The sequence below is a fragment of the Megasphaera sp. genome (assembly GCF_047831605.1).
GTDB classification, from domain to species: domain Bacteria; phylum Bacillota; class Negativicutes; order Veillonellales; family Megasphaeraceae; genus Megasphaera; species Megasphaera intestinihominis.
Genome location: NZ_CP181255.1, coordinates 2,072,998 through 2,086,767, shown reverse-complemented (window position 1 = coordinate 2,086,767; position 13,770 = coordinate 2,072,998). Strand labels below are relative to the sequence as shown.

The following is a 13,770-nucleotide window of genomic DNA, read 5'->3' as shown; positions in this document are numbered from 1 at the left end:
TTGTCATTCTCTTCACCTTATCTATGAGTTGCTCACCTGGCCATGGATGGTCAGGAGGCCGTCGCGCATGGTGACGCTGTCCGGCTGGATTCCCAAGGGGAACCCGGCAAAGTCGTAAATCTCAGCATTGGCCATCTGCGTCGTGCTGATCTGCATGCCCATGCCTTCTACCGTCACGGACGACGGGATGAACATGAGCTTCGACCCTTTCATGCCAAAATGACCGCGGACATCAGCCTGGGCCGACACGAGGCCGCCCAGCTTCACCCGCCCCTGGACGCGGACGGCGTCGTCTTCAAAGGAGACCTGCGGGTCCGTCAGTCCCTGGACCTTCTTGACCAGGAACTTTTCCAGTTCTTCGCTGCGGATGGATGCCGTCATCTCACCGCTCTCGGCCCGGGTGACCCGGACTTCCTGATCGGCCAGGGCCAGGAGCGGCTTGAAATGGACGCCGTAGAGATTGCAGTCGAAGTGGGCGAAGGTCAGATCGCCAGCCTGGAAATTATTGGCATGAACCGTAATGGCGTCGATGTCGCCGAGGAAGATCTTCGCCCCTGGCGACGCCTGGACGCGGACATCATCGCTGTGCAGATTGAGTGTCGCCGACAAGGCTTGACAGAGGCCGGCTTCGGCCAGCTGGGGCGCATAGGAATTGGCGCCGACCAAGAGGGCTGCGACGATGACAAAGAAAATCATCCATTTTTTCATTTACTTTAGAGCTCCTGCTTTGCTAACTTATTTTCTTTTTCCTGCTGCAAATACCCTTCGATGAAGATGTCCAGGTCGCCGTCCATGACAGCCTGGATATTGCCCGTTTCGACATTGGTCCGGTGGTCCTTGACCAGGTTGTACGGGTGGAACACGTACGAGCGGATCTGGCTCCCCCATTCGATAGCCTGGTGGACGCCGCCGATTTCGGCTTTCAGTTTTTCCTGCTTTTCCTGTTCCAATTCAAAGAGCTTAGCCCGCAAGTACTTCAGGCACATTTCCTTATTCTGCAGCTGTGACCGTTCATTCTGGCACTGGACGACGATGCCCGTCGGCATGTGAGTCATGCGGACAGCGGAACTCGTCTTGTTGACGTGCTGGCCGCCGGCACCGGAGGCGCGGAAGTAATCGACGCGGACGTCGTCCATATTGATTTCGACATCGACGTCGTCCGGCAGTTCCGGCATGACATCGACAGCCGTAAAGGACGTGTGGCGCCGGGCTGCGGCATCGAAAGGCGAAATGCGGACCAGGCGGTGGACGCCTTTTTCCGATTTCAAATAGCCATAGGCGTATTCGCCTTCGACGCGGAAGGCAGCGCTCTTGATGCCCGCTTCATCACCGGGCTGCATATCCAGGACGGTCAGTTTGTAGCCATTGCGTTCAGCCCAGCGGGTATACATGCGGATGAGCATCTGTGCCCAGTCCTGAGCTTCCGTACCGCCGGCACCGGCGTGGAAGGTAATGAGGGCGTTGCACTTGTCGTATTCGCCGGACAAGAGGAGCCGTACTTCCCGCTTTTCGATGTTCTTGAGCAGGTCGTGGTACTGCTTTTCAATGTCTTCGGCAAAGGAGGCGTCGCCATCTTCCATGGCCATTTCCAAATAGTCGCTGAGGTCATCAGCTTTGCGGACGAGTTCTTCGTGGCCTTCGACTTCCGTCTTGAGCAGCGTCGCTTCCTGGGAAATCTTCTTGGCCTTGTCCGGGTCATCCCAGAAGGTCGGGTCACTCATCTGCATATCTAAATCCATGATACGTTCTTTTTTCCGAGGTAAGTTAAAGTGAATCCCCGATTTCTTGTATTCTATGTTTGAGGTCTTCCAGCGGTTTACGCATTTCATCTAACAACACAAGTATCACCTGCTTTTTCTAAATAAAAATAACTATAATAGGATGTTCACAGAATTCGCGCGGGCGCCCCACGTGGACGCCCCTACGCCATCATTGCCGTTCCCGTTCTTCGTCTTTCTTGATGTCTTCGGCGCTGACGGGTTTGCTTTCTTCGTGGACTTCGTGAGCGCCCTGGAGATGATCTTCCGCCTGCGGTACGGGCTTGCTGTACGTGACCTGGATATGATAGAGGAAGGTGACGACGGTCCGTTTGATGGATTCGATCATTTCCTCGAACATTTCATAGGCTTCGAATTTGTATTCGACGAGCGGATTCTTCTGGCCGTAAGCCCGCAGGTTGATGCCTTCCTTGAGGGCATCCATAGCGTCGAGGTGGTCCATCCACTTGCTGTCGACGACGCGGAGCATGATGGCCTTTTCCAGTTCCTTCATGGTCTGTTCGCCGATTTCCTTGAGGCGTTCTTCATAGAGGTCGACGGCAATCTGTTTCAATTTATCCTGGACTTCGACGCGGCTCAGGTTTTCCAGTTCTTCCACAGACGTAGCGTTCTTGGGCACGAAATACTGCTGCATCTGGCTCAGGAGGCCGGCGAAATCCCATTCTTCAGGATAGAGCTTTTCATTGGCGTATTTGTCCAGGCCTTCGTGGATGATATCGTCGACCATGCCCATGATAGTATCGCGCAGGGAATCGGCTGTGAGGACCTGGCGGCGCTGGCTGTAGAGGACTTCACGCTGCTGGTTCATGACATCGTCATATTCCAGGACGTATTTACGGATTTCAAAGTTGTGGCTTTCGACTTTCTTCTGGGCCTTTTCAATGGACCGGGTAATCATCTTGGCCGTAATCGGTTCGTCTTCATCCATGCCCAATTTATCCATGAACTTGGAAATGTTTTCCGAGCCGAAGATACGCATGAGGTCGTCTTCCAGAGACAGGAAGAACTGCGTCGTACCCGGGTCGCCCTGACGGCCGGCACGGCCGCGCAGCTGATTGTCGATACGGCGGCTTTCGTGGCGTTCCGTACCGATGATCATCAGGCCGCCCAGTTCAGCGACGCCTGGCCCGAGTTTGATGTCCGTGCCGCGGCCAGCCATGTTGGTGGCAATGGTGACCATGCCCTTCTGGCCGGCGTTCTTGATGATTTCCGCTTCTTTTTCGTGGTACTTGGCGTTGAGCACGTTGTGGACGATATTTTCCTTATCCAGGAGCTGGCTGAGGATTTCCGACTGGTTGATGGACGTCGTGCCGACCAGGATCGGCTGGCCCGTAGCGTGGCGCTTCTTGACTTCCCGGACGACGGCGCGGTACTTGGCGTTCTTCGTCTTGTAGATGACGTCCGGCAGATCGCGGCGGATAGCCGGTTTGTTGGTCGGGATGACGTAGACGTCGAGTTTATAGATCTTGTTGAATTCGTCTTCTTCCGTCTTGGCCGTACCAGTCATGCCGGCCAGCTTGTCGTACATACGGAAGTAGTTCTGGAAGGTAATCGTAGCCAGGGTCTTGCTTTCGCCCTGGACCTTGACGTTTTCCTTGGCTTCGATGGACTGATGCAGGCCATCGCTGTAACGGCGGCCGAACATGAGGCGGCCTGTGAATTCATCGACGATGACGATTTCGCCGTTCTTGACGACGTAATCCTTATCGCGGTGCATCATGAAGCGCGCCCGCAGGGCCTGGATGACCAGGTGGTTCAAATCGAGGTGGTCGTTGTCGAACATGTTGCTGATACCCAGCATCTTTTCGACTTTGGCAACGCCCGAATCGGTCGGCGCAATGGTCTTCTGCTTTTCGTCCATCGTGTAGTCGTCCTTGGTGAAGGTCTTGACGATGCCTGCCAGCGTATAATAGAGGTCCGTCGATTTTTCACCCGGGCCGGAAATGATGAGCGGCGTCCGCGCTTCGTCGATGAGGATCGAGTCCACTTCGTCGACGATACAGTAGTTGAGCGGCCGCTGTACCATCTGGTCTTCACTGATGACCATGTTGTCGCGCAGGTAGTCGAACCCAAATTCGTTGTTCGTCCCATAGGTGACGTCAGCGTTGTACGCCCGGCGGCGCTGGTCATACGTGAGGTCGTGGACGATGAGGCCGACGGACAGGCCGAGGAACTTATAGATGCGGCCCATATCTTCGCTGTCGCGGGTAGCCAGGTAGTCGTTGACCGTGACGACGTGGACGCCCTTGCCCGTCAGGGCATTGAGGTATACCGGCAGCGTCGCGACCAAGGTCTTGCCTTCACCCGTACGCATTTCGGCGATATCCCCGCGATGGAGGACGATACCCCCCAGGAGCTGGACGTCAAAATGGCGCATCCCTGTCACACGGCGCGAAGCTTCGCGGACGACGGCAAAGGCTTCGGGCAGAATGTCGTCCAACGTTTCTCCGTTGGCCAGGCGATTCTTGAACTCGAAGGTCTTCTCCTGCAGCGACGCATCGCTCAGGCCTGCCAATTTCGGTTCCAGGTCGTTGATGCGGCGGACAATAGGCCACATCTTCTTTAATTCATGCTCGGTATTATTCCCGAGCAGTCTTTGTATCAGTTTATTAAACACCTATCCGAGACCTCCAATTTACACAATTTGCAATCTACTCTGTGATATTATATCAATTATACATTATACCGTGATTGGCGCCTATTTTGCAACCGTTTCAAAGGGATTTAAGAAAATATAAGGGGATTCCTTTGGGAAAGAACAGGTATTTTCCCATATACAACACCGCATGAATATGCTAAAATGATTTTATTATTTATTTATCCACCACGTGAAAGGGGTTTTATCATTATGATGCAATATGATGTGTCCATATTGACAGCCTTTGCCCTCTACTTACTGGCAATGCTGGCGATTGGCGTCTATTATTCCCGGTCCCAGCAGCGGCTGAGCGATTACATTCTCGGCGGGCGCAGCCTGGGTCCATGGATCACTTCTATGAGTGCCGAAGCATCGGACATGAGCGGCTGGATGCTCATGGGCGTCCCGGGTTTCGCTTATTCTACAGGTATCTCGGCTGCCTGGATTGCCATTGGCATCGCCATCGGTACCTACCTCAACTGGCAGTTCGTATCCCAGAGATTGCGTAACTATACCGAAGTGGCCAACAACAGCCTGACCATGCCGGACTATTTGAAGAACCGCTTCCACGATGAAAAAAATATCATCCGCATCATCTCGGCTATTTTCATCCTTATATTTTTCCTTATATACACGTCATCGGGATTCGTCTCCGGCGGCAAGCTCTTTGAATCGGTTTTCGGCATGGACTACTTCTCGGCCCTACTGCTCAGTGCCGGCGTCGTCGTCATCTACACCTTCCTGGGCGGCTTCATGGCCGTCTGCTGGACCGACTTCATCCAGGGCTGCATGATGTTCCTGGCCATCGTCCTGGTCCCCTTGGTCGGCATGATCGCCTTTGGCGGCTGCGACGCCGTCATGACCCGATTGGCTACGACGGCACCGAACCTCCTGGAAATGGCACCGGACACGACGACGACGGGTATCATCGGCATCATCTCCGCCCTGGCCTGGGGCATCGGCTACTTCGGCCAGCCCCATATCCTGGTCCGCTTCATGGCCATCGGCGACCCGACGGAACTGAAGAAATCGAAACACATCGCCATGACCTGGGTCGTCATCTCCCTGGCCGCTGCCGTCCTGGTCGGCCTGGTAGGCAAAGTCATCGTCCCGACGCCTTTAGTCGGCGCCGATTCGGAAAAAGTCTTCCTGGTCATGAGCCGTCAGCTCTTCCCGCCCTTTGCCTCGGGCCTTATTTTGTCCGCCGTCCTGGCAGCCATCATGAGTACGGCCTCGTCGCAGCTGCTGGTCACGGCCTCGGCCATTTCCAAGGACTTTTATCATACCTTCGTCCGCAAGAATGCCAGCGATAAAGAATTAATCTACGTCAGCCGCCTGACGGTCCTCGTCGTCGCCGCCCTGGCCATCGTCCTGGCCCTCAACCCGAACAGTTACATCCTGACCATGGTCTCCTATGCCTGGGCTGGCTTCGGTGCCGCCTTCGGCCCGACCATCCTCCTGTCCCTGTACTGGAAGAACATGACCAAGAACGGCGCCCTGGCCGGCATCATCGTCGGCGGCCTGACCGTCCTCATCTGGAAACAGTTCGCCTGGTTCGGCCTCTATGAAATCGTACCGGGCTTCCTCTTCTCGCTCATCGCCATCTACATCGTCAGCAAACTCGACGGCGGACCGAGCCAGGAAATCCAGGACGAATTTGAACAAGCCATCCACCATACTCCCAAAATCAGCGTCCTCCACAATGAGGAAGAGTAGGGGCTCGCACGTGGCGAGCCCGCAGGCCGCAGTCGCAGACCGCCATTATTTGCCTCTCCTGCAAACTTAATACTTAAAAAAGCTGTCGCATTATGCATTCCTGCTTAATGCGACAGCTTTTTTATTCATCTTTTCAACCTCTCAGTCAGCTATGCTGACAGCTCCCCTATCAAGGGAGCCACGGACAACCCCTAGTATTCCGGTTCGATGAGGCCGTATTTCCCGTGTTTCCGTTTATAGACGACATTGATCGTATCGGTCTTGGAGTTGAGGAAGACGAAGAAGTCGTGGCCTACGAGGTTCATCTGCAAGATAGCTTCTTCGACGTCCATCGGACGAGCGGCGAATTTCTTGACGCGGGCGACTTCAAAGGTTTCTTCCGGAACAGCCGGCCCTTCGACGAGAGCGTCATTGAAAGCGCCTTTCTTCATGCGGCGGGCGATTTTTGTTTTGTATTTATGAATCTGGCGGACCAGTTTATCATAGACTAAATCGATAGCAGCATACATATCATCGTTGGCTTCGACGCCGCGGAGAACGACACCGTCGACTTTCAACGTGATTTCAGCGATTTTCCGATCTTTTTCTACAGAAAGCAGGGCCTGGACATTGACTTCGTTATCAAAGTATTTCGTAACTTTCTTTTCCTGTTTTTCAACGTGATCTTTCAGAGCCGGTGTAATTTCTAAATTTTTACCTCTAACGATGGTTGCCATAAAACATCCCTTCCTTTCGTGGGGAGATCCTGTCTAAAGAATGTATGGCTTTCATTCCTTGTGGTCTCTTCCCTTATATGTATAGTATTCAACACGGGGATGCAAATTCCTTCTAAAAAAAACAAAAAAATTTGAATTTTTTTATTTTGGGGCCAACGGCCCCGCCGGTCGCAGGCCGTCTCGGACTCAGATGCCGCTTTGCGGCAACAGATTCAAACTAACAACATCGCCTCGAGTAACCCTCGGCTTGTGGAAAAAATCGTGGCTCGTGGTTCGTGGTTCGTAGCTCGTAAAAGCCCGCCATTATACCAGAATGGGCTGTGGGCAAATCTCACAGCGGGACGCCCTCTGGGCGTCCCCTACGCACAAGGCCGATGGCCGTGCATTTTTACCTGTGGCCGTGTTCTTTTCCATCGCCTATTGCGATACCGTAGGGGACGCCTGAAAGGCGTACCGCCGTGAATCCTGGGTACAGCCGGAATTTATGACGATTGGCACGCGGTCGTAATACCATCCTGAGTCTGTCGCGGCGGAACGCCGCATCTGAATCCGAGGAAAAAGCCGTGGTAGTTCGTGATTCGTGGCTCGTAAAAGCTCACCATTATACTAGAATAGGCTATGGCTAACTCTTTCTAGCGGGCTCGCCACGTGCGAGCCCCTACGAATACGGCCACGGGCCGTATGTGTTTATGCGGCTACCTGCGTCTTTTCCATTTTTGTGCAAAAAAAGACCACCCATTTCTGAGTGGTCTTTGTAATCTTCCTGTGAAAGGAAAGATTAGAATACGAATACGAACTGAGCACGTGTTTCTTCGCCCGGATCAGCATTGCCGTCTTTTGCACTGGTTGCGAAGGACTGCATTACCTGGAACTGAGCATTCTTAGCGAAAGTGTAGTCGACGCCAACGCCCCAAGATTTAACGTTATTCAAGAGGCTATCTGCTCTCCAGCCATCTGTGGAACCAACGAAGTTGCCTTTTGCATCAGCGAAGCCCTGGTCAGCATTGACATATTCAACCCAAGCGTCCCAGGATTTCGGCGTAGCGAAGTTAGCAGCACCGTAGGTCAGCTTGCCAACCCAAACGGTCGGATCGTCACTCTGTTTTGCAATTTTGGAAGCATCTGTACTGTTGTATTTTTCATAGTTAGCCAAGAGGTTCCATTTGCCGAAGTTGACGCTGGCATAAGCGCCCCACATATCATCGAAATTAAAGAAATCTTTAGTTTTTTCTGCACCATCTTTAGCAAAGGCAGCATCAGTACCACCTGCAACAGTAAAGTCATTGTAGTAAACGCCAACTGCCGAACCAGCTGCACGGCCGCCGCCGAAGAAGCCTTCTAATTCGCCGAAGCCGGTCTTAACACCGTCCATCTGACCATCTTCATCATCATAACCAGCGATATCGCCAGCTTTGAATTTACCATAGCCAGCGGTTGCAGCGAATTTGTCGTTCTGGTATTTCAACTGAGCACCGTCGAAGGTATCACCGAAGAGGAAGCCATAGGAGCGGTCGCCACCGATTTTATAGGTATAACGGCCTACGAGGAGGTCCCAGTTGTTGCCGCCGAAGTTGTAATCGACATTAGCGAGATCCGTGTAGATATCGTTATCTTCATCGCTAGCCTGAGCATTATCCGAGAAGAAATGGTTATCCGAGCTGATGCCGTAAGTTACTTTCGTACGGTCGTTGACCTGAGCATTGGCGCGGACGCGGAAACGATAGGACCAAGAGCTGTCGTTCTTTGTTGATTTATTGACAACATCTTCGCCTTTACCATTCTTTGCAGAAACAGTATTGTATACAGCCTTGTCAGCTTTAATCTTGTCGCCTTCGCTCTGGTGGATATAACGGATACGAGCATCACCGGTGAGTTTGACGTTGCCAACGCGGTTTTCCAAAGCGCTTACGCGAACGCCGAGGTTGTTGAGTTCATCAGCATATTCGTCAGCCAGTTTGTTGATGAGGGCGCGCTGTTCAACAGAAGCTTTGTCCATGTGAGCCATAGCTTTGGCGACCATTTCAGCGGCTTCATAACGAGTGATGTTACGGTTGCCCTGGAAGTACTGGCCGTCAACGCCCTGGATGATGCCGGCGTCAGCCAATTCTACGACGGATTTGTATGCCCAGCTGTCGGTCGGTACGTCGACGAACGGGTTAGCTGCGAATGCGCAAGTAGCGCCAACAGCCATAGTTGCTGCGAGAGCTGCTAATACTTTGGATTTCATGAGAATTACCCCTTTTCCAATAAAAATAAGTTTCCTAAAGTCTTACACGGTTACGAGCGAGAGACAGAAACATATTTTCTGAGGGTTCATTGGCGAGTTATCCTAGTTTCCTCTCTTTTACTGCCTCAGACCGTCTGTTTCTTCGTACCCCTTTTCACTAGTATACCTGCAATGCACTACACTAGTTCTTTTTCACTATACCTTATTTTGTAACTTTTGTCAAAAATTCGTAAATATAAGTTCATCAAAAATGGTCATTAAATCGCTTAAAAAAGCCATCTTTCACTAATTATGCCAATTTAGCATATGCAAAAAAGCTATACCATTTATATTCGCTCTAGTGGGTTTGTTCATATCGATTGCACATATCGCTAAACATTTCATAGAAAATTAGCATTGCACTTTATTCATCAAAAAAAAGACCACCCATTTCTGAGTGGTCTTTGGCAATCTTCCTGTAAAGGAGAGATTAGAATACGAATACGAACTGAGCGCGTGTCTGTTCTTCCGGATCGGGTGCATTGCCGTCTTTAGTGTTCGTACCGAAGGACTGCATAACCTGGAACATGGCATTCTTAGCGAAGGTGTAATCAGCACCGACACCCCAGGATTCGATGTTGTCCATATGGCTGTCGAATCTCCAAGAATTGGAGTTAGCTCCAATGAAAGCACCATCCTGTGCGTTGATGTATTCAACCCAAGCATCCCAAGACTTCGGCGTAGCGAAGTTGGCTTTGCCATAAGATAACTTGCCAATCCAGACAGATGCATCATCAGTCTTAGCACTTCTAGCCGTCTTGATATCTTTGTCAAAGTTTACTTTTTCGTAGTTACCCAAGAGGCTCCATTTACCAAGGTTAGCTTTAGCATAAGCGCCCCAGAGATCGTCAGCATAGAAAGAATTCTGTTCACCATTATTTGTATCACCAGCTCGGGTAAAGTCGTTATAGTAAACACCAACTGCCGAACCAGCTGCGCGGCCGCCGCCGAAGAAGCCTTCCAATTCACCGTAGCCAGTCTTAACACCATTGATACCATCAGATGTGAGTTTACCATTAGCATCAAGTACATTTTTACCAGCAACATTCGGGCCATAATACGTATCGGTACCATTGGTCTTAAATTTACCGTAACCAGCGGTGGCAGCAAATTTATCATTCTTATATTTTAATTCTGCACGGTCGAAGACATCGCCGTAGTTGTAGCCATAAGCATTGCCGAGGACGTAAGCATCGGTACGGCCAACACTGAGGTTCCAGTTGTTGCCGCCGAAGTTATAGTCGACTTTGGCGATATCCGTGTAGATATCATTGTCTTCATCGCTAGCCTGGGCGTTATCAGCAAAGTTCTTATTATCCGAGCTGATGCCGTAGGTAACTTTCGTGCGGTCATTGACCTGAGCATTAGCGCGAACGCGGATACGATAATCCCAAGAAGAATCATTTTTCTTACCAGCAATATCATCTTTTGCTAAGCCTTTTTCACTCTTATAGGAATCCTGGTAACGATAACGGATACGAGCATCACCAGTGAGTTTTACGTTGCCAACGCGGTTTTCCAGAGCGCTTACGCGAACGCCGAGGTTGTTGAGTTCGTCAGCATATTCGTCAGCCAATTTGTTGATGAGGGCGCGCTGTTCGACAGAAGCTTTGTCCATGTGAGCCATAGCTTTGGCGACCATTTCAGCAGCTTCGTAACGAGTGATGTTACGGTTGCCCTGGAAGTACTGGCCGTCAACGCCCTGGATGATGCCAGCGTCAGCCAATTCTACGACGGATTTGTAAGCCCAGCTGTCAGACGGTACGTCGACGAACGGGTTAGCTGCAAAAGCGCATGTTGCGCCAATAGCCATGGTTGCTGCGAGAGCTGCTACTACTTTGGATTTCATGAGAATTACCCCTTTTCCAATAAAAAATAAGTTTCGTAAAAAGACTTACACCGTTACTAGCGAGCGCCGAAACGTATTTTTTCCAAGGGTTCATTGGCGAGTTGTCCTAGTTTCCTCTCTTTTACTGCCTTGAAAAAGGTACTGTTTTTTTGCTCTTTCCGCAGGTGTTGCCTGCATCCGCACCACACCTGTTGCGATTATTATACAACTTTTCCTGAAGCTTGTCAAAACTCCATATCTGTAACTCAGTTTTAGCAAAATAAAGATTGGCTTAACAGCGCCATTCAGCTTCCATTTTTTAGTCTTATTTTTTGATTTCCTAAAGCTTATTTTTGCATAAAAATTTTGTAAATGGTTATTTATACATTTCTTGTCGTTTTATATGTCGTTATCGTTATGAACGTTATTGACTCTCATTCTTTTATTCTGTAACCATTGTGACCATGACTGGCTCCATCCCTGTTTTGCCTGGTCCTGCACATACTGATAAAATAAGGACACCATTTCGTGTTTTTCATGATAATACAGTCCTTTCCAATCGCCTCGTTTGGGACGGGATACGTCATGTGGCGTGTAGTTGCCGCCGATTTCATACTGGCGATAGACGATATCCCGATAAGGTACGTCGGGATTCTTTATCATATCGTACATGACCATATAAGCCGTCGTCCGGCCGGCTCCGGCTTCGCAATGAAAATGGAGCCAGGCATCGTCTGGCAAAGTGCGGACGAAAACCAGAAAGGCGTCGATTTCGCCCGGCGTCGGCCAGAGATGGTCCGTATTGACCAGGCGGACGTAGTGGACGCCTTTGCTTTCTGCCAATTCCTGTTCCGTCTGGACGCGTCGTACGGTCATAATCTGAGGATGAACGGGCAAATCGCCTTTCCCCTGGTCGTAGACCGTGACGTCTGTCCCCAAAGCGGCCTGCAAGCGCTGCTGTTCATCGATGAGAACCTCGGCTTGGGATTTTCCTATATTACCCCAATCGTGACGGCCATACCAGCTGACGGCCGTGCCGTTGAAGAAGCCGTGTGACTCCTGGCGCAAGTCGATGTCATAAATAGGACCTTTCGTCTTTTTCCGCAGCTCATGGACGAGGGCGTCGAACTGGCGGGCCGAAAACTGGCCGGACCCGGAAATACGCAAGTCGTCCAAGCCCTTACGGGAAGGAACATAAGACGGATCCACCTCAGATGCATATTTATGTTCCACTCCGTGAAAAGATGACTGACAAGTGCGAAAATTCCGTGGCAGTCCGGCATCATTTTCTGCATCGACCCGCCAGAAATGACCGCGATACGCTGCCGGTGCCAAAGCCGGCAAAGACGTGGGTACATTCGTAGAAAGCGCGATGCTATCGCCATTTCCCTGACCTTGAACAGCCATTCCCATAGCCGAAAAAACGGCCAAGATGACTGCAATTTTTTTATACCCAATCATAAAATTACCTCCTGTAGTAATTATTTATTTTCATGCATTATGTGTGTTTAGTAAAACGTGTTAGGGAATATATATAAGGGGCCTGACGGCCCCGCTGGCCGTGTATTTTTTTTGCGGCCTGCACTCATTCCCATCGCCTGTATGCGATTCCGTGGGGCTCGCACGTGGCGAGCCCGCCGTGAATCCTGGGAAGAGCAAAAAGAAAACCTCTCCCTATTGGGAGAGGCCTTCTTTCAAGGCCTCGATTTCTTCGGCCAGTCGTTTTTCTTCTTCCTCGTTGCGTTCGATGGTGATAGTGAAGGCCATGCCTTCATCGGCGCCGTCTGGCAAGAGTTCCAGTGGGAACTGGAGTTCGTGTTCATCGTCGTTGAGGATGATGTAGGCTGTCTGTTCGGTTATGCGGTCGATGCTGCCGACGAGTTCTTTTTTCATATCAATGCTCCTTTTCAATGCTGTATGACGAGCCGTCGGTGGTAATGGTGATGACGCCGTTGCGGTCGGTACGATAGACTTCGACGTTGTATTTCTGCAAGGTCTTCAGCGTCGGTTCGTGCGGGAACTTGTACTGGTTGCCGGCGGCGCAGGAAATGGTCGCTGCTTTCGGGGCTATGGCTTTGACGAAGGCGTCGGACGACGAGGTCTTGCTGCCGTGATGGCCGACTTTGAGGACGTCTGCTTTGAGGTCAGCTGGTTTATAGTCCTTGAGGATCTTTTCTTCGACTTCTTTCTGGGCATCGCCAGTAAACATCATGGAGAACTGGCCATAGGTCATCTTGCAGACGATGGAATTGTCATTGGTCAGGCCGCTTTCAGAAACGCTCTGGGTATTTTCTTTAGTGAAAGGCGTGCCCGGCGACAGGACGGTAAAGGTGACGTCATCGCCCAGGGTGAAGGTATCGCCCTTCTTCAAGGTCTTATAGGCAATGTTCTTGGCCTTGATGTTTTTCAGGTAATTGCGGTACATGGCCGTATTGGCACTCTGGCCATTGTCATAGATCTGCTTGATTTTGAAGTCCTTGAACAGTTCCGCCATGCCGCCCAGGTGGTCGCCGTGAGGATGGGTGATGACGATGATGTCGATGTCCTTGACCTTGCGTTCTTTGAGCTGTTTGACCAAATCGGCCCGGCTGTCGACGTCACCCGTGTCGATGAGCATGTTCTTGCCTTTATACTGGATAAGCGTCGCATCGGCCTGGCCGACGTTAAGGACGGACACGCGCAAATCTTTGTCAGAAGCCGTCAAAGACTGAACGGCTTTGGCTCCGCCAGACGAGCTGGACGAAGCGCTGTTGCCACAGCCGGCCAGGATGAGCATGAGGCTCATGACCAGGGCCAGAGCGGCGGTAAAGAGTTTTCTTTTTTTCAAT

The 13,770-nt window shown here is 51.2% G+C and carries 10 protein-coding genes; 1 reads left to right on the top strand and 9 read right to left on the bottom strand.

The genetic code is table 11. The annotated features are described in order from the left end of the window. Positions 1-21: 21 nt before the first annotated feature. The 3 genes from ACFWUB_RS09970 to secA form a co-directional block, all read right to left on the bottom strand. Positions 22-708, bottom strand: a complete 687-nt coding sequence (locus tag ACFWUB_RS09970; RefSeq protein ID WP_292261503.1) for an LmeA family phospholipid-binding protein — start codon at positions 706-708, stop codon at positions 22-24. 5 nt (positions 709-713) lie between these two features. Beyond that, positions 714-1,836, bottom strand: a protein-coding gene (gene prfB, locus ACFWUB_RS09965) for a peptide chain release factor 2 (RefSeq protein ID WP_416184403.1) whose coding sequence is annotated in 2 segments (ribosomal slippage) — positions 714-1,766 and positions 1,768-1,836 — 1,122 coding nt in all. Because the reading frame shifts where the segments join, the coding sequence is not laid out codon by codon here. A 93-nt stretch (positions 1,837-1,929) separates the two neighbouring features. After that, on the bottom strand, positions 1,930-4,395 hold the full coding sequence (gene secA, locus ACFWUB_RS09960) for a preprotein translocase subunit SecA (RefSeq protein WP_036200638.1): 2,466 nt from the start codon (positions 4,393-4,395) through the stop codon (positions 1,930-1,932). Between the two features lie 231 nt (positions 4,396-4,626). Between secA and putP the strand changes: the two genes are divergently transcribed. Then, the gene (gene putP, locus ACFWUB_RS09955; protein WP_302755300.1) at positions 4,627-6,132 is read left to right on the top strand and encodes a sodium/proline symporter PutP; all 1,506 of its coding nucleotides are present in this window, start codon (positions 4,627-4,629) and stop codon (positions 6,130-6,132) included. Between the two features lie 191 nt (positions 6,133-6,323). On the opposite strand, the gene hpf is transcribed toward putP, so the two are convergent. The 6 genes from hpf to ACFWUB_RS09925 form a co-directional block, all read right to left on the bottom strand. After that, the gene (hpf, locus tag ACFWUB_RS09950) at positions 6,324-6,848 is read right to left on the bottom strand and encodes a ribosome hibernation-promoting factor, HPF/YfiA family (protein ID WP_014017019.1); all 525 of its coding nucleotides are present in this window, start codon (positions 6,846-6,848) and stop codon (positions 6,324-6,326) included. A 778-nt stretch (positions 6,849-7,626) separates the two neighbouring features. After that, a complete protein-coding gene (locus tag ACFWUB_RS09945) occupies positions 7,627-9,075 on the bottom strand; it encodes an S-layer homology domain-containing protein (RefSeq protein ID WP_416183887.1) in 1,449 nt (482 codons plus the stop codon). A gap of 469 nt (positions 9,076-9,544) precedes the next feature. After that, positions 9,545-10,963, bottom strand: a complete 1,419-nt coding sequence (locus tag ACFWUB_RS09940) for an S-layer homology domain-containing protein (RefSeq protein ID WP_416183886.1) — start codon at positions 10,961-10,963, stop codon at positions 9,545-9,547. A 378-nt stretch (positions 10,964-11,341) separates the two neighbouring features. Beyond that, positions 11,342-12,175 (bottom strand): protein tyrosine phosphatase, encoded by an 834-nt coding sequence (locus ACFWUB_RS09935; RefSeq protein ID WP_416183885.1) that lies wholly within the window; start codon positions 12,173-12,175, stop codon positions 11,342-11,344. Positions 12,176-12,616: 441 nt separating this feature from the next. Next, complete coding sequence (locus tag ACFWUB_RS09930; protein WP_020310910.1) at positions 12,617-12,835, bottom strand: DUF3006 family protein; 219 nt, start codon at positions 12,833-12,835, stop codon at positions 12,617-12,619. Between the two features lies 1 nt (position 12,836). Then, entirely contained in the window at positions 12,837-13,769 is a 933-nt protein-coding gene (locus tag ACFWUB_RS09925; RefSeq protein WP_416183884.1) for a ComEC/Rec2 family competence protein, read from the bottom strand. Between the last annotated feature and the right edge of the window lies 1 nt (position 13,770).